The sequence below is a fragment of the Streptomyces sp. NPDC002754 genome, assembly GCF_053592315.1.
Map to the genome: position 1 here is coordinate 68,900 of NZ_JBSFVM010000010.1, position 17,596 is coordinate 86,495.

Consider the following 17,596-nt stretch of genomic DNA (forward strand, 5'->3'; position numbering starts at 1 on the left):
AGCCGTTTGATCTCTTAGCGCGACTGAACGTCGCGCGTGCGGGAAAGTTACGCCCGTTCACCCCTTTTGGTGGCGTGATGGACAACCGTCCATCACGCCACCGGCATGTCCGCATACGTTCGTCCCGCTGCGAGCCGCCAACCCAACGGTGGCTCCCTGTACGGGAGATCGGGGGTGTATGCGTGCGCATCGGACTGCTTACCGAGGGTGGTTATCCGTATGTGAACGGTGAGGCCAGACTCTGGTGCGACCGGCTCGTGCGCGGGCTCGGGCAGCACGATTTCGACATCTACGCGCTCGCCACCAGCCAGGAGCAGGAGGACGCGGGGTGGCTCGAACTGCCGCCCCAGGTCATGCGCGTGCGGACAGCGCCGATGTGGGCGGCGGGGGCCTGGAGCGAGAACGGCGCGCGCGACGGCGCGTTCGGGCGGCGGGCCCGGCGCCGGTTCGCCACGTTGTACCGGGAGCTGGTCGAGGCCGTGGTGTCGGCCGACGCGACGTCGGACGACACGGGGTCCGACGACACGGGGTCGAGCGAGGCGGACCGTTTCGCCAACGCGCTGTACGGGCTTGCCGAACTCGCCCGCGACGAAGGCGGCCTTGGTATCTCCCTGCGTTCCGAGGCCGCTGTACGCATCCTGGAGCGCGCCTGCCGTGCGCCCGGCGCGCTCCGAGCCGTGCGCGCGGCCCGCGTGCCCGACCTGCTCTCCTTCGCCGCGCACGTGGAGCGTGAACTGCGGCCGCTGTCGCTGGACTGGTACGAGGACGGGTCCGGGTTCGATGCCTCGGGTCGCTCGGCGGGTTCGGTGTCGGAGGAGGCGTCGGGGGCTTCGGCTTCCCCGTCGGGGATGTCCTCGGGTTCTTCTGCGGCTTCGTCTTCTGCGGCTTCTTCGTCGTCCTCTTCCTCTTCCTCGTCCTCTTCGTCTTCGAGGTTCTCCACGGGGCTGTCCGGAGGGGGCGGGCTCGCGTCCGTCGATCTCTGCCACGCGGCCTCCGGCGGCGCGGCCGCCCTGCCCGGCCTGATCGCCAAACACTTCTACGGGGTGCCGCTGCTCGTCACGGAGTACGGGGTGCAGCTCAGGGCCCGGTACATCGCCGCGGGTGACGCCGAGTTGAGTGCGCCGGTGCGCGCGCTCCTCGCCGCCTTCCACGGCCGGCTCGCAGCCGAGGTCTACCGGCAGGCCGCCGTGATCACCCCCGGAAACGCGCACGCGCGGCGCTGGCAGGAGCGGTGCGGTGCCGACCGCGCCAAGCTGCGCACCATTCACCCCGGCATGGAGTCCGGCCACTTCGCCGAGGTGGGCGAGCGGGAAGGGCCGGGCGATCCGGACACCGTCGTCTGGGTCGGGCGCGTCGACCCCTCCAAGGACCTCATCTCCCTGCTGCACGCGTTCGCCGAGATCCGCAAGGAAGAGCCGAAGGCCCGGTTGCGCATCGTGGGGGTGCCGGAGGCGGGGTCGGTTCCGGGGGCCGGAGCGGGCGCTGCCGCGGGCGCGGGTCTTGTGGGTGGCGGCGGTTGGCCGGCCGACGGGTTCGTCTCCGGCAGGGCCCTCGGTGGGCACGGTGGCAGCGGTGGGCACGGCGGCAGCGGTGGCGGGGCGGACGCCTCGGATCTCGCGGCCGACCGTGAGGCCGCGCTGTATCTCGGGCACTGCAAGGCGCTCGCCGCACAGCTCTTCCCGGACGAGGCGGACGGCATCCACGCCGTGGGCGAGAACCCCGTCTCCTTCGAGGAGTTGGGCGCCCCTGAGGCCCCCGACCTCGCCGATGTCTACGGCTCCTGTGGCGTCGTCGTCCTGTCCAGCGTCGTCGAAGGCTTCCCGGTCAGTCTGGTCGAAGCCATGTTCTGCGGGCGCGCGACGGTGTCCACGGACGCGGGTGCCGTCGTCGAGGTGATCGGTGGCACGGGGCTCGTGGTACCGCCGCGCAACCCCCGCGCGCTCGCCGAGGCCTGCGTGGCGCTGCTGCGCGACCCCGCACGGCGCGAACGGCTCGGTGCGGCGGCGCGGGCGCGCGCCCTGGAGCTGTTCACCGCCGAACAGAACATCACGGCATTTCACAGCATTTACCTGGAGATCGTCTCGCGTTGCCCGGTACGCCGGGACGTTGTCGACGACGCGGGCGCCCCCTTGCCGTTCGCCTACCCGCCGGAGGCCCATGTGCCGGGCCGCTGGACCACGCAGAGCACGGGTGACCGGGGCGGCGCAGCCGGGACCAGTTGGGGAGCCGATGGCGGTGCGCGGGAGCAGTTGGCAGGGATGACGCAGGGCTGCGGGGAGGCGGACGGATGACCGGGCGTATCAGCGAACGCACGAGTGAGCGCGCCGCGTTCGGCGACACCGATACCGGGGGCGACGCCGATGCGCCCCGAGTACCGGTGAGCGCCGGAGCGTGGGGCTCCGGGTCGGCGGAGGCGCTGGGCGCGCGTGGCGGCGGTGCCGGTGTCGGTACCGACGGCGAGGTGGACGGTGACCCGGCTGCCACGGACCAGGCCGACGTGGACGTGGAGGATTTGGAGGACCTGGACGTGGGATTGCTGCGTGATCCCACTGCGTGGCGGTCGCCAGCCCTCGAAGCCGGGGGCGGCGTGGGCGATGCGGGTGGCGACGGAGCCGTTGCTGGTGCCGACGCTGGTGTCGATGAGTTCTTCGGTACCGGGCCCCGCGATGCGGAGTCGCGCGACGTGGCGCGGAGTGATGTCGAACCCGGTGACGGGGCTTCCGGTGGCGCCGACTTCCGTGACGACGAATCCCGTACGGAGGCCGCCCACCGTGCCGATGTCGCCCGGATCGTCGGTCCGCGCGGCACCGGCCCCCGTGACGCCGATTCCCGCGGCGCCGCCTTCCGCTCCGGCCACCGCCGGTCCGGTGCCGATCCGGTCAAGGGGCTGATGCACCGGCACCGTGAACTGTGCGAGCGGGCCGTCGACCCGCTGGAGATCGCCGCGGGGCTCGAGGCCCACGGCGTCACCGACAGGACCGCCGCCCGTTTCCGCCACAAGGACGTGTTCTCGCTCGCCGAGGAGATGTACGCCCGCGCGTCGAGGGACGGCGACCCGCACGAACCCGTCGTCGAGGCCGCCCGTCCCGCCGCCGGCGTGCGCGGCCTGTGGGCCGGGCTCGCGCTGCTGCCGGGCACCGTCTGCGCGCTCACGTTGTTCGGCGTGCACGCCACTGCGGGCACCGCACGCCTGGTCATCGCCCTCATCGGCGTGCTCGCCACCCTCGCCGCCCTGCGCGCGACACTGCGCCACGGGCCGCTGCGTGCGATCGACGGCCCCTCCGCCCCCTCGGCCCGACTGTGGTCCTGCTGGCTGCTCGCGTACGCCCTCCTCGGCGACGGCCTCCTCGACGCCGCGCTCGCGGGCGGTCCCGACGAGCCCTGGGCCCCCGCGACCGCGCCACTGGTCGCGCTCGCCGTCGCCGTGGCACCGGCCACCTGGTGCGCCCAGCTCTTCTCGGGCGGAGCGCGGCGCCGCCTCGCCGCGAGCCGCGGGCTCGCCGAATTCGCCGCATCCGCGCGCCCGTTGCTCCTCGGGGCCGTGGCCCTGTTCGCCCTCGCCCTCGTCGCGCTCCTCGTGCCGGCCGGTGCCGTACTCGACGAGAAGGTGGACTACGCCGGAACGGGCGCCCTGGGCGTTCTGCTGCTGCTCGCCCGCCTCCTCGCCGCGCACCGCCGTACGCACGCCCCTGCTGTCGCGCTGGGCGCCGCCGTCGCCGTCGAAGTCCTGTCCGTCGCCACGGTCTTCGCCGCACGACTGCCCGGCTGCGACGTCCTGGGCGTGCCCGTCGAGACCGCGGTCGACGTGGTCGGCGCGGGCGTCGTGCCGACGGTCGCCTGCGCCGTCGCCGCCCTCGTCCTCCTCGTGCACGCCACCCGCACCCTGACCCGGGCCTCCGCCCACGCGAACGCGGGGGCCCCGATCGGCTGGGCGCCATGACCGCCATCCGCGGCATCGCCGCCTCCGTAGAGCACGCCGTGCCACCGCGGCCGGCGCTCGCCGGATGACCAGGACCACCCCTTTCCCGCGGGGCCGACACCGCGGGCCCACCCGAAGACCCAGGGCAACCCTCATAAGGAGAACGCCAGATGACCACCCCTCCTCCCGGAGGCGCCGGATACGCCGGATACTCCGGACCTCACGGGCAGCGCGGAATCCACGACCGGTGCGCCCCGCGCGCGGCGCGCGGAGTGCGCGGCGCCCTCGGAGCGCTCCGAGGGACCGGAGCGCGATCCCTGGGAGGCACCCGATGAGGGTTCTGCTGATCGGAGCCAACGGGTATCTGGGCCGCTTCGTCACCGACCGCCTGTTGGCCGACCCCGCCGTGCAGCTGACCACGCTCGGCCGGGGCGACGACGCCGACGTCCGCTTCGACCTCGCCACCGGCAGCCCCGGCGCACTCACCCGCTTCCTGGACGCCGTCCACCCCGGAGTGGTCATCAACTGCGCCGGCGCCACCCGCGGCGGCGCCCGCGAACTCACCCGGCACAACACCGTCGCCGTCGCCACCGTCTGCGAGGCCCTTCGGCGCAGCGGCTGCGGCGCCCGCCTCGTGCAGATCGGCTGCGGCGCCGAGTACGGGCCCTCGCAGCCCGGCTCGTCCACCGCGGAGGACGCGGTGCCCCGCCCCGGCGGCCCGTACGGCGTCAGCAAGCTCGCCGCCACCGAACTCGTCCTCGGATCCGGCCTCGACGCCGTCGTCCTGCGCGTCTTCTCGCCCGCAGGGCCCGGCACCCCGGCCGGATCCCCGCTCGGCCGGCTCGCCGAGGCGATGCGCCGCGCGATGCAGGCCGGCGACGGCGAACTGAAGCTGGGCGGTCTCGGCGCACAGCGCGACTTCATCGACGTACGAGACGTGGCGCGCGCCGTGCACGCCGCATCGCTCTCCGCCGCGCAGGGCGTCATCAACATCGGCTCGGGCCGCGCCGTGCGACTGCGTGACGCCGCCGCCGTGCTCGCCCGCGTCGCCGGTTTCGGCGGATCTCTCCATGAACTCGACGGCCCCGCTGTCGGGATGCGGACATCCGTAGGCCACCCCCGCACCGAATCGGACCACGGGATGCCCCCCGGGCCGAGCGCGTACCCGTACCCCGACGGCTGCGGCAGTTGGCAGCAGGCCGACGTGCGCACGGCCCGCGACCGGCTCGGCTGGCGTCCCCGCATCAACCTCGAAGAGTCCCTCGCCGACATCTGGATGGAGGCGGCATGCCGTATCTGACTCCGACCGCGACCGGCCTGTCGAGCACCGACGTACGACTCGGCTTTGGCATCCCCGGTTTCGCGCACCCCCTCGTCGCACCCGCGGAATGGGCCGAACTCACCCGTCCCGCAACGCCTTTGCACTGGGTTGTTCTTAATGTCGCCAATGGTCCGGGAGCCCGTCCCGACCAGCACTGCCTGGAGGCGGCGGGGCGGCTCCGGCAGGCCGGGGTGCGTGTCCTTGGTCACTTGGACTTGATCCATGGCGCCCGCGCCTTCGGTGAACTCGTCTCCGACGCCCACCGCTTCCTCGACTGGTACCAGGTGGACGGCTTCTCCTTCGACCGCTGCCCCACCGAGCGGGCCGCGCTCCCCGAGGTCCGGCGCGCCGCCACGACCCTGCGCGCCCTCGTCGACGACGCGCACCTCGTGTTCAACCACGGCACCCACCCGTACCCCGGATACGCCGAGAGCGCCGACCAGTTGGTGACCTTCTCCGGCCCCTGGAGCGACTACCGCTGGTCCCAGGTCGCCGAGTGGACCGCCGACTATCCGCCTGAGCGGTTCTGCCACTTCGTCCACGGCATGCCCCTCGGCCACCTCGAAGAGGCGCTGCGCATCGCGCGCTGGCAAGGCGCGGGCACGATCTACTTCACCGATCACACCGACCGGGACGGCTCCACCGACCCCTGGGAGGGGATGCCCGGCTACTGGGACGAAATCGTCTCGCGCATCGGACGCGGTGTCTCGGAATGAAGGAGGGCGTGGCAGTGTTGCAGACGGAACAACCGTACGTAGATACCGACCAACGGAGTCCCCGTGTCGCTGCCACCCCTGGTCGAGCCAGCTGCTGAGCTCACCGTAGACGAGGTCCGCAGGTACTCCCGCCACCTGATCATCCCCGATGTCGGGATGGACGGGCAGAAGCGGCTGAAGAACGCCAAGGTGCTCTGTGTGGGCGCCGGTGGCCTTGGCTCGCCGGCCCTCATGTACCTGGCCGCTGCGGGCGTGGGCACGCTCGGCATCGTGGAGTTCGACGAGGTCGACGAGTCGAACCTGCAGCGCCAGATCATCCACAGCCAGGCCGACATCGGTCGGTCCAAGGCGGAGTCCGCGAAGGACTCGGTCCTCGGCATCAACCCGTACGTGAACGTGATCCTTCACGAAGAGCGGCTCGAAGCCGAGAACGTGATGGACATCTTCAGCCAGTACGACCTGATCGTCGACGGCACCGACAACTTCGCGACGCGCTACCTCGTCAACGACGCGTGCGTGCTGCTCAACAAGCCCTACGTGTGGGGTTCCATCTACCGCTTCGACGGCCAGGCCTCGGTCTTCTGGTCCGAGCACGGGCCGTGCTACCGCTGCCTGTACCCGGAGCCCCCGCCCCCCGGCATGGTCCCCTCCTGCGCCGAGGGCGGTGTCCTGGGCGTGCTGTGCGCGTCCATCGGCTCCATCCAGGTCACCGAGGCGATCAAGGTCCTGGCCGGCGTGGGCGACCCGCTGGTCGGCCGCCTGATGATCTACGACGCCCTCGAGATGCAGTACCGCCAGGTCAAGGTCCGCAAGGACCCCGACTGCGCGGTCTGCGGCCCGAACGCGACGGTCACCGAGCTCATCGACTATGAGGCCTTCTGCGGCGTCGTGTCCGATGAGGCGCAGGAGGCTGCCGCCGGTTCCACGATCACTCCCAAGCAGCTCAAGGAGTGGATCGACGGCGACGAGAAGATCGAGATCATCGACGTTCGCGAGCCGAACGAGTACGAGATCGTCTCCATCCCGGGCGCCAAGCTGATTCCGAAGAACGAGTTCCTCATGGGCACGGCCCTGGAGAGCATGCCGCAGGACAAGAAAATCGTCTTGCATTGCAAGACGGGTGTCCGCAGTGCGGAAGTTCTCGCGGTGCTGAAGTCCGCGGGCTTCTCGGACGCCGTGCACGTCGGCGGCGGCGTCATCGGCTGGGTCAACCAGATCGAGCCGGACAAGCCGGTCTACTGAGCCTCGGCTCGGTCGCTGTGAGCTGATCGGACGGGCCTCGCGCACTGTGCGCGAGGCCCGTCCGTCGTATCCGGGCGGACGCTCGCGGTCAGGAGCACACCTTGCCGTCGTGCGGTATTCGCCCCTCCAGGAGATACGCGTCGACCGCTCCGTCCACGCAGGTGCTGCCCGAGCCGTACGCCCCGTGCCCCTCGCCCTTCCACGTCAGCTCGACGCCGACGCCCGCGCCCAACTCGTCGGCCATGCGGCGCGCCCCTTCGTAAAGAGTCGCCGGATCGCCGGTGTTGCCCACGACGAGAATCGGCGCCGCGCCCCGCGCGCTCACATCCGGATCGTCCCACTGGCCCGGGACCGGCCAGCCGTGGCACCAACCCGCCGTGTCCCAGCCCATGTACGGCCCGAACACGGGCGAGAGCTCCCGGAATTTCCCGAGCCGCTTCTTCGTCTCCCGCGCCGTGGGACGCACCTTGTCGTCGAGGCAGGAGATCGCCCGCTGGGAGTGGCTCGCCGTGCCGTAACGCCCGCTCGCCGCACGGTCGTTGTACGAATCGGCGAGCGAGAGCAGGGCGGTGCCGGCACCCTGCTCCGCGTCCCGCAGGCCTCGCGTCAGTGCGGGCCAGCTGTTCTTGCTGTACAGGGTGACCGCGATGCCGGTCGTCGCGAGTGACTCGTTCAACTCACGTCCGCCCGGAGCGGGTAGGGGGTTCGCGTCGAGCCTCTTGAGGAGCGCGGTGATCTCACGCGCGCCCTGCCGTGGATCCTTGCCGCGTGACCTGAAGTAGTTGTCGAGGGCCCGCTGGAATCCGCGAGCCTGATTCTCGGCCTGCCCGACGCGTCCCGCGGTCGGATCGACCACGGCATCCAAGGTGAGCCGGCCGACGTTGCCGGGGAACAAGTGGGCGTAGACGCCGCCCAGTTCGGTGCCGTAGGAGACGCCCATGTAGTGCAGCTTCTTGTCACCGAGGACCTGACGCATCAGATCCATGTCGCGCGCGGCCTCGGTGGTCGACACATGGGCGAGCAGTGTGCCGGCCTGTTTGCTGCAACCCTTGCCGAACGCGACGGCATCCTGGAGATACGCCGTCTCCTCCGCTTTGGTGTCCGGGGTGAGGTCGATGGACTCGGCCGCCTGCGTCTCCTTGTCGCTTCGGCAGCGGAGTCCGCGGCTTTCCGAGACGCCGCGCGGATCGAAGCTCACCAGGTCGTAGCGCTCACGCAGCTTCGCGTATTGCGGGGCGAGGGCCGGCAGTAGATCCACTCCGGAGCCGCCGGGGCCGCCGAAGTTGAACAGCAGGGACCCGATCCGCTGACCCCGATCGCCCCGAGCCTTGGTGCGGATGAGGGCGAGGTCGATGGTGGGCCCGGCCGGCTCGGCATGGTCGAGTGGCGCCTTGAGCGTCGCGCACTGCCAGTCGGAGCCGGGCGCGGGCGAGTCCGCGTGCGCACGACAACGGCCCCAGTCGAGCTGCTGGTCGGTGAGTGATGACGGGAGGGCGGGGGTGTCGCCGTCGCCCGGCGCCGCGTCGGTGGGGCGTGAGGCGGATACCGACGGCGGCTTCGGATCGCCTCTGTCGGCACGCTCGCCCGAGCCGCTGCAGCCCGCGACCGGCCCGGCCGTCAGGACGACGGCCGCGGCCACGGCGAGCGAGCGGACGCCTTTTCCCCAGCGTGGGCGTGCGCCCGCGGGCGCACACGAATCCTGTGCCGTCATGGCACCTCCCCCCTCAACTGCCCCCGTTCGAAAGACAGTCAAGCCATCGTAGGAGCGTCCACGGACATCCGACTCGGCCTGTGGACAACTCCTAGATCACTTGCAGACCGTTCGCTCGTTCGGGGGCTTCCCGCTGAGGAGGTAGGTGTTCACGGCGCCGTGCACGCACTTGTTTCCGCTGTCGTAGGCCCCGTGCCCCTGGCCGTCGTACGTCAACTCGACGCCCACGTCCTCGCCGAGCGCATCGACCATCTTCTTCGCCCCCTCGTACGGGGTGGCCGGGTCGCCGGTGTTGCCGACCACGAGGATCGGGGCGGAGCCGGGCGCGCTGACGTCCGGGTGCTCGGCGGCCCCTTCGACGGACCAGCCGGAGCAGTTGAGCATGCCCCAGGCCAGGTAGTCGCCGAACATCGGGGACGCCTTGCGGAACTCCGGCAGCTTCGCCTCGACGTCCTTCGACGTGTAGCGGGGCTTGTCGTCGGCGCAGTTGATGGCGATGTTCGCGGCCTGGATATTGCTGTACTTGCCGTCCTCGTTGCGTCCGTTCATCGAGTCGGACAACGCCATAAGGATCTTGCCGTCACCGTTGTACGCCTGCTGGAGACCCTCGGTCAGGTACTCCCAGAAGTCCTGTGAGTACAGGGCCTGCGCGACCCCGTTGGTCGCCGCGGTCTGTGTGAGATCGCGCGGGAAGACGCCCGGGATCGGCTTCTCCTCGAGCTCGTCGAGCAGCTTTGTGATCTTGGTCTTGACGTCTTGCGGAGTGTCACCGACCGGACAGTCCTCGGCCTGGGACGTGCAGTGCTTCGCGTAGTTGTCGAGGGCGAGCTGGAAACCCTTTGCCTGGCCGAGCGCCCCCTCCTCCGGGTCCTGGGTGGGGTCGACGACGCCGTCGAACACGGCACGGCCCATCTTCTTGGGGAACAAGTGGGCATAGACGCCGCCCAGTTCGGTGCCGTAGGAGATGCCGAAGTAGTGCAGTTTGTCGTCGCCCAGGACCTGGCGCATGAGATTCATGTCGCGAGCCGCGTCCGTGGTGCGTACGTGGGGGAGGACGTCGTCGGAGTTCTTCTCGCACGTGTCGTTGAACGTCTTGATGCTGTCGACGAGCTTCTTCTGTTCCGCGGTGTCGTCCGGCGTCGAGTCCTGTTGGAAGTAGTCGTCGAGCTGTTTGTCGTCCTCGCACCTGACGCCCGCGCTGCGACCCACCCCACGCGGGTCGAAGCTGACGAGGTCGTAGCGGGTGCGCAGCTTCGCGTACTCGGATCCGAAGGCCGGCAGAGTGGTGACACCAGAGCCGCCGGGGCCGCCGAAGTTGAAGATCAGCGAGCCGATCCGCTTGTCCTTGTCCCCGCTCGCCTTGGCGCGGATCAACGCCAGGTCGATCGTCTCGCCCTTGGGCTTGTCCCAGTCGAGTGGCGCCTTCATGGTGGCGCACTGCCACTCGGCGCCACCGGGAAGCGGAGAAGGCGCGTCGCCACCTCCCTGGGATTCCGCGGGTGCGGGGCAGTCCTTCCAGCTCAACGACTGGGAAGGAAGATCCACGTCGTCCTTTGTGTCGCTGCTGCACGCCGCGAGCGATACGGACAGCAGGGTGGCGGCGGTCAGGGCAGCGGTACGGGACCAGGACGGATTGGGCATGCGTCCATCCTGCGGCGGCAGGGTGCGGGGCGCTCGGGCTGCGGGCTGTGCGAGTGAGGTTCTCGCCGCCCGGGAGGCCCAAGTCGCCCAAGTCGCCTAGAGGGCGCCCTTCCTTGTGAGGTGGTTGAAGAACAGCCATCCGGGCAGCACGGGGAGCCACAAGGTGAGCAGCCGGTACAGCAGCACCGCGGGCGCCGCCACCTCCTTGGGGAGGCCGACCGCGATCAGACCCACCGTCAGGGTCGCCTCGACGGCGCCCACGCCACCCGGTGTCGGGGCAGCCGAGCCGAGCGCGTTACCGGCGAGGAAGACCACCGCGACGCTGGCCAGGCTGATCGTGGTCTGGGTCTCGTCCCCGAAGGCACGGATCGAGGCGTCGAGGCACATCACGAAGCAGGCGGTCAGCAGCAGCATGCCGCCGATGCCCGTGAGCAGCTTCCGCGGCCGCTGCAACACGTCGAGCATGCGTGGCACGACCCCGGCGAAAAGTGAGCGCACGCGCGTGGACACGAATTTCCGCAGGAACGGGATCGACGTCATGACAAGGACGAGCACCGCGACGGTCAACAGGCCCGCGATGACCGTGCGGGACGGCGACAAGGAGGGCGTCTTCTCCGTCCCCGTCAGGTAACCGAAGGTCAGCAGCAGCAGGATGTGGCTGCCCATGCCGAACAGCTGCGAGGCGCCCACACTCGCCACGGCGAGCCCCGGACGCACCCCGGAGCGCTGCAGGAAACGCGTGTTGAGCGCCACTCCACCGACTGCCGCCGGCGCCACGATCTTCACGAAGGAACCGGCGACCTGGGCCGCGACGGCTCGCATGAAGGGGACGCGTTCCGGCACGAAGCCGAGCAGGCTCATCGCGGCGGCTACGTAGCTGAGCGCGGAGAACAGCACCGCGAGGCCGACCCAGCCCCACTCGGCCTCGCGCACGATCGCGCTGAAGTCGATGTGGGTGAGCTGTGACAGCAGGAAGTACGCGCCGATCGCACCGGCGATGAAACTGATCAGCGTGCGCGGCCTGATGCGCTCCAGGCGCGCCGGTTCGACGGGAGCCTGGGGCCGGATGCGCAGCACCTGGTGGCGGATCTGGGTCAGCAGATCCTCCTCGCGGGCCTCTTCCAGGGCCTCGTCGAGGGCCCGCTTCTCGGCCTGTCGCTCCGCCTTCTCGGACTTCTTCTCGTCGCGTACGGACACCTTGGCGGCGTCGCTGGGGGTGGTCTCCTCGATGCGCGCCTGCTTGGCCTTGCTGGACGCCTCCAGGACGGCCTCACGCTCACGCTGGGCACGCTCACGTCCGAGCTTGCGCAGCGTCGCCCTGGTGGAGCGGGTGAGCGCGATCGGCTGCAGCAGCGGCAGACAGTCGGCGATGGTGTCCGGGCCGAGGACTCCTACGGCGGACGCGACGGTGCGCTCGGCGCCCGCCCGAAGTCCGAGCGTCGTCAGAAGCTGGGCGATGTCCATGCGGAGCACCAGGTCGCCAGCGGCGATCTCGCCACCGCGCAGGTCCGTCAGGACGACGGTGCCGGAACGATCCACCAGAATGGCGTCGCCGGCCAGTCGGCGATGCGCGATCCGCCGTGACTGGAGCGCCTGGACCTGATGCCACGTGTCGCGCATCAGCTCATCGGTGATCTCCTCGTCCGGCAGCGAGTCCAAGGACCGGCCGCCGACGTGCTCGTAGACGAGCATGACCGCATCGGGGCCGAGCTCGGACGTCGCGATCAGCTTCGGCGCGTTCGCCCCGGCGGCGATCGCCGCATAGGCGAGCAGCGCCTCCTGCTCCAGGGCCTGGCGCAGCGATTGGAGGCTGCGGCGCTGCGTGATGCCGCGCAGCGTCAGTCGTCGCCACACGCGGTAGAAGAAGCCCTGCGCCTGCTGCTCCCGGTCCACCACGGTGACGTCGAGCGGTGGGCCGTCCTCCAGGGTGACGAAGTAGCGCCGCCCCCGGTCGCCGTTCTCCGTGGCGCCCTCATGGGCTTCCTCGCGGGAGGCGCTGACCGGGTGGAAGCCGACGTGGCGCAGTCCGGCGAGGAGCGTCTGCCCTGTGGGGCGCACGTTCGGGGAGCCGACGGCGTACAGCGTTCCGTAGGCGACGGTCCAGCCGATGAGGACCGTCAGGATGATCGAGAACGGTGTCGTGTAGCCGGTGACGAGCATCGCGAAGGCGTCGAGCAGCAGCACCACCCACAGCACGACGCGCCACCGTGGTCGCCGGGACATGCCGACGGCCGTCATGTAGGCGATGACGGGCGCCAAGTAACCGTGCACCGGGTCGGTCAGCGCGTGGATGTCGCCGGGCGACACCGTGGTGAGCGCTTCCTGGATGGACCGCGGGGCGGCCTTGGCGACCCAGAGGTCCGTAGCGAGCGTCACCCCGTGCGCGAGGACCGCGGCGAGCACTCCGTCGGCGATCCGTAGGCCGTCGCGCTTGATGAGCCGCTCGATGGCGAACGCGACCGGTACCAACAGGATGGCGATGCTCGACGCGAGACCCGCGAACTTGGTCAGCAGGTCGGGTGCCTGTCCTGTGCCCTTGTCGATGTCCTGGGCGAAGCCCGAGGTCGTGCCGTGCGCGAACGCCGCGATCGCCAGGATCACGACGACGGCGAGCAGGCCGACGAGGAGCCGCATGAGATCGGAGGGGCGGTGCACGCGCGCGGGGAGCAGTGGTTCGTCCCCGTCGACCTGCTCGGCGTGTGCGCCGCCCTCCGCACAGTCGGGGTCGTGCAACGGTTGCTCGTGCTTCGTTTCGGGGGCCTGGTCGGCCGCTTCGTCAGGGCGCGCCGGTGCCACAGAGGTGCCCTCCGCCTTGTCGGGGTGCACGCTCTGCTGCTCCGTGGTCTCTTCTTGATCTCGTATCACCAGTCACCGTCCGCACGATGGTGGCATGCCGCACCGCCATAGGGGGGCATCAGGGTGCATTCGAGAAAGCGGCAGTACTCGACAGGCTTGGCCGTCCGCGTCTGTGCCGGCCGCCTCTCGTACATCCCTCCGCGCTGTCGGTGCCGTGCGGCAGGATGGGTCGGATGAGCAAGGAGAGCGAACCGGCGGGAGAGCTTCCCGCGTACGCGGAGCGCGTCCTGGACGTCGCGGAGCTGATCCCGAGCGGTCGGGTCATGACGTACGGGGACGTGGCCGAATGGCTCGAGGAGGGCGGGCCCCGTCAGGTGGGGCGGGTGATGGCTCTCTACGGAGGCGCGGTTCCGTGGTGGCGCGTGGTGCGAGCGGACGGGCAGTTCCTGCCCGGGAACGAGCTGCGCGCGCTCGACCACTACAGAGAGGAGAGCACGCCCTTGCGTCAGGCATCCCGGGCCGCCGAAGGGCACCTGCCACGCCTCGACATGAAGCGCGCGCGGTGGGACGGCCGGGCGGGTACGGAAGCTCACAATTGACAGCTTCGGCCATCCCGCGCGCGGGTGGGGTGCCGGTGGCCCGTATGGGGGAAACGGGGCATGCGGGGCACTTCGGCGGCCCTGTGTCCGTTGGTGAGACCGGGCACATCCGCGCCCGGAGGAGTGCGGGAGAGGCGCCGGAAGCCCGGCTTCCGCCACACTCGACGGCGTAGCGTCGACGGCACCGTCGATGGCAGACACCTCCTTCACCCCATGGCCACCGCTTCGCGCGGAAGCCTCTTCGACCACCAGCACACCCACCAGGACCAGCGATCCACGTGAGCTCTTCCTCGTCCACCCGGCACCTGTCGCAGCACCAGGTTCGACAGGGGACCCCCGGTGCGTACCGGCTGGTGCGTACCCCGCCGATTCAGGTGGGCCCCCCTCGTCTGGACGCACATCAGCGTGCGGTGGTTGACCATGCCCACGGGCCGCTCCTCGTCCTGGCCGGTCCTGGAACGGGCAAGTCCACGACGCTCGTGGAAGCCGTCTCGGCGCGTATCGCCAAGGGCACCGACCCCGAACGCATCCTGGTGCTCACGTTCAGCCGGAAGGCCGCGGTCGAACTGCGCGACCGCATGGCGCAGCGCATCGGTGCCGCGCACGCCCCACAAGCGACGACATTCCACTCGTTCTGCTACGCCCTGGTCCGCGCCCACCAGGACGCGGACCTCTTCGTGGATCCCTTGCGGCTGTTGTCGGGGCCCGAGCAGGACGTCGCCGTACGGGAGCTGCTCGCGGGGCAGATCGGCCTGGAGAAGGCGGGGCTCGCGCATGTGCGCTGGCCGGACGACCTGCGCGCGTGCCTGACCACGCGGGGCTTCGCCGACGAGGTGCGCGCGGTCCTCGCCCGAAGCCGGGAGCTGGGTCTCGGGCCGGCCGCCCTGGACGCCTTCGCGCGCCGCATCGGCCGCCCTGACTGGCGGGCGGCCGCCACCTTCCTCGCCGAGTACCTGGACGTCCTCGACGCACAGGGCGTGCTCGACTACGCGGAACTGGTGCATCGCGCCGTGCTCCTCGCGCGCCGCACGGAGGTCGCGGACCGGCTCGCCACGCAGTACGACGCCGTGTTCGTCGACGAGTACCAGGACACCGACCCCGCCCAGGTGCGGCTGCTGCACGCGCTCGCGGGCGGGGGGCGCACGCTCGTCGCCTTCGGCGATCCGGACCAGTCGATCTACGCGTTCCGGGGCGCGGACGTGAACGGCATCCTGGAGTTCCCCGGTGACTTCCCGCAGGCGGACGGCGCCCCCGCCCCGGTCGAGGTGCTCACCACATCCCGGCGTTCCGGCGCCGGTCTCCTGGAGGCGACGCGCCGCATCACCCAGCGGATGCCCCTGACCCGGCTGCCCGCGCACAAGGTGCGTGCCCACCGCGAGCTGTCAGCCGTGCGAGACGGAGGCAGGGCCGAGGTCTACACGTATCCGACGTCCGGTACGGAGCTCGACAACATCGCGGACATCCTGCGGCGTGCCCACCTGGAGGACGGCATTCCGTGGAGCGACATGGCCGTCCTGGTGCGCGCCGGCTCGCGCGGCATTCCGGGAGTGCGGCGCGCCCTCACGGCGGCAGGCGTCCCTCTCGACATCGACGGTGACGATCTGCCGCTGCGCCACGAACCGGCGGTCACGCCGCTGCTGACGGCTCTGAAGGTGGTGGCACGCGCGGACACCCCGGACACCCCGGACGCGCCCGACTCCTCGGAGGCCCCGGACGCCTCGGAAGGCGCGTACCGGCTCGACACCGAGACCGCCCTGGAACTCCTGGCCTCGCCGCTCGCCGGGATGGACACGGCCGATCTGCGCCGCCTGGGGCGTGCGCTGCGCGAGGAGGAGCGCGCGTCAGGGAACGCGCTGCCGCCGCCCTCGGACGAGTTGCTCGCGCGTGCCCTCGTCGAGCCCGAACGGCTCGCGCTGCACGACCCGGCGTACGCCCGAGGTGCGCAGCGTCTCGGCGCGCTCCTCGCGACCGCCCGCCAGAAGCTCGCCGACGGCGGCACCGCCGAAGAGGCCCTCTGGGAGCTGTGGAACGGCACCCCCTGGCCGAGCCGGCTCGAACGTGCCGCCCGCCGAGGCGGCGCGGCCGGGCGCAACGCGGACCGTGACCTGGACGCCGTCTGCGCCCTGTTCGCCGTCGCCGCGCGCGCGGAGGAGCGCACCGGAGGCCGTGGCGCCCGCAACTTCCTCGAGGAGCTCGAGGCCCAGGACATCGCGGCCGACACCCTCGCGGGACGGGCCGTGCGCCCGGACGCCGTCCGCCTGATGACCGCGCACCGCTCCAAGGGCCTGGAGTGGCGGCTCGTCGTCGTCGCCGGCGTCCAGGAAGGACTCTGGCCCGACCTGCGGCGCCGCGGTTCGCTCCTGGAGGCCGACCGCATCGGACGCGACGGCCTCGCCGAACCCCTCACCCCCGGGGCGCTGCTCACAGAGGAACGACGTCTGTTCTACGTCGCCGCCACGCGCGCGCGGGAGCGGCTCGTCGTCACCGCCGTGAAGGCGCCCGCCGACGACGGCGACCAGCCGTCCCGGTTCCTGACCGAGTTGGGCGTGGAACCCAAGGACGTCAGCGGGCGCCCACGCCGCCCCCTGGCAGTGGCCGCCCTCGTCGCCGAACTGCGCGCCACGACGGTCGACCCGCGCGTCTCCGAAGGGCTGCGCGAGGCCGCCGCACGCCGCCTCGCCCAGCTCGCGGCGCTCAGCGACGACGGAAGACCGCTCGTGCCGTCCGCCCACCCGTACCGCTGGTGGGGCATGTACGAGCCGACCGAGAGCAAGGTCCCGCTGCGCGACCGGGACAAGCCCGTCGTCCTCTCCGGAAGCGCCCTCGACCAGCTGGCCAACACCTGTGCCCTGCAGTGGTTCCTCGGCCGCGAGGTGAAGGCCGACGCCCCAGCCACCGCGGCCCAGGGCTTCGGCAACGTCGTGCACGTCCTGGCCGACGAGGTCGCCTCCGGGCGGACACCCGCCGACCTCGCCGTCCTCATGGAGCGCCTGGATTCCGTGTGGGACTCCCTCGCCTTCGACGCGCCCTGGAAGTCGGCCCAGGAGAAGGAGAACGCCCGCGCCGCGCTCGAACGATTCCTTCAGTGGCACGTCATGGACCGTACGGGCCGCACCCCCGTCGCCAGCGAGCACGACTTCGACGTGACGCTCGAAACGGGTCCCTACGAAGTGCGCATTCGCGGCTCCATGGACCGTGTGGAGCGGGACGCCGAGGGCCGCGCCTACGTGGTCGACTTCAAAACCGGCAAGCAGACACCGAGCGCCGCGGACGTCGCCCACCATCCACAGCTCGCCGTGTACCAGCTCGCCGTGAACGAAGGCGTGGTCGACGAGATCTTCGAAGGAGTTCGTCCGCACTCCGGGGGAGCGGAACTCGTGCAGCTTCGGCAGGGCGCCGCCAAGAAGGACGGCGGCGAGACCCTGCCGAAGGTGCAGGCGCAAGAGCCCCTCGAAGGGGAGTGGGTCGGCGACCTCCTCGCCACCGCGGCCGGCAAGGTCCTCGACGAGCGCTTCGTACCGACCACCGGGCAGCACTGCACGCACTGCGCCTTCCGTGCCTCGTGCAGCGCGCGCCCGGAGGGCAAACACGTGGTCGAGTGACGTGCGCCTCCACTGGGCAGGAACAGGACGGCGCTGTCAGTGGTGCCGG

At 71.0% G+C, this 17,596-nt stretch carries 10 protein-coding genes; 7 read left to right on the forward strand and 3 right to left on the reverse strand.

Annotation, left to right across the window (positions count from 1 at the left end; translation table 11 throughout):
- The first annotated feature begins 182 nt into the window (after window positions 1-182).
- The 5 genes from ACWD2L_RS21575 (at window position 183) to moeZ (ending at window position 7,198) form a co-directional block, all read left to right on the forward strand.
- Complete coding sequence (locus ACWD2L_RS21575; RefSeq protein WP_351333503.1) at window positions 183-2,291, forward strand: DUF3492 domain-containing protein; 2,109 nt, start codon at window positions 183-185, stop codon at window positions 2,289-2,291.
- Window positions 2,288-3,940, forward strand: a complete 1,653-nt coding sequence (locus ACWD2L_RS21580; protein ID WP_351333506.1) for a hypothetical protein — start codon at window positions 2,288-2,290, stop codon at window positions 3,938-3,940. Before ACWD2L_RS21575 ends, ACWD2L_RS21580 begins: the two co-directional genes overlap by 4 nt.
- A 310-nt stretch (window positions 3,941-4,250) precedes the next feature.
- Window positions 4,251-5,219, forward strand: a complete 969-nt coding sequence (locus tag ACWD2L_RS21585; RefSeq protein WP_351333509.1) for an NAD-dependent epimerase/dehydratase family protein — start codon at window positions 4,251-4,253, stop codon at window positions 5,217-5,219.
- On the forward strand, window positions 5,207-5,956 hold the full coding sequence (locus ACWD2L_RS21590; RefSeq protein WP_351333511.1) for a spherulation-specific family 4 protein: 750 nt from the start codon (window positions 5,207-5,209) through the stop codon (window positions 5,954-5,956). The genes ACWD2L_RS21585 and ACWD2L_RS21590 overlap by 13 nt, the downstream gene beginning before the upstream one ends.
- A gap of 63 nt (window positions 5,957-6,019) precedes the next feature.
- The gene (gene moeZ, locus ACWD2L_RS21595; RefSeq protein ID WP_351333514.1) at window positions 6,020-7,198 is read left to right on the forward strand and encodes an adenylyltransferase/sulfurtransferase MoeZ; all 1,179 of its coding nucleotides are present in this window, start codon (window positions 6,020-6,022) and stop codon (window positions 7,196-7,198) included.
- A gap of 88 nt (window positions 7,199-7,286) precedes the next feature.
- Here the strand turns inward: moeZ and ACWD2L_RS21600 are convergent, their stop codons facing one another.
- The 3 genes from ACWD2L_RS21600 to ACWD2L_RS21610 form a co-directional block, all read right to left on the reverse strand.
- Window positions 7,287-8,909, reverse strand: a complete 1,623-nt coding sequence (locus ACWD2L_RS21600) for an alpha/beta hydrolase (protein WP_351333516.1) — start codon at window positions 8,907-8,909, stop codon at window positions 7,287-7,289.
- 96 nt (window positions 8,910-9,005) lie between these two features.
- Complete coding sequence (locus ACWD2L_RS21605) at window positions 9,006-10,550, reverse strand: alpha/beta hydrolase (RefSeq protein ID WP_451190560.1); 1,545 nt, start codon at window positions 10,548-10,550, stop codon at window positions 9,006-9,008.
- 96 nt (window positions 10,551-10,646) lie between these two features.
- The gene (locus tag ACWD2L_RS21610) at window positions 10,647-13,415 is read right to left on the reverse strand and encodes a lysylphosphatidylglycerol synthase domain-containing protein (protein WP_351333521.1); all 2,769 of its coding nucleotides are present in this window, start codon (window positions 13,413-13,415) and stop codon (window positions 10,647-10,649) included.
- A 164-nt stretch (window positions 13,416-13,579) separates the two neighbouring features.
- Here ACWD2L_RS21610 and ACWD2L_RS21615 point away from each other — a divergent pair, with 164 nt between their 5' ends.
- The gene (locus tag ACWD2L_RS21615) at window positions 13,580-13,945 is read left to right on the forward strand and encodes an MGMT family protein (RefSeq protein WP_351333524.1); all 366 of its coding nucleotides are present in this window, start codon (window positions 13,580-13,582) and stop codon (window positions 13,943-13,945) included.
- Window positions 13,946-14,223: 278 nt separating this feature from the next.
- Window positions 14,224-17,547: an ATP-dependent helicase gene (locus ACWD2L_RS21620; protein WP_351333527.1), complete on the forward strand. Its 3,324-nt coding sequence runs from the start codon at window positions 14,224-14,226 to the stop codon at window positions 17,545-17,547.
- Window positions 17,548-17,596 lie beyond the last annotated feature (49 nt).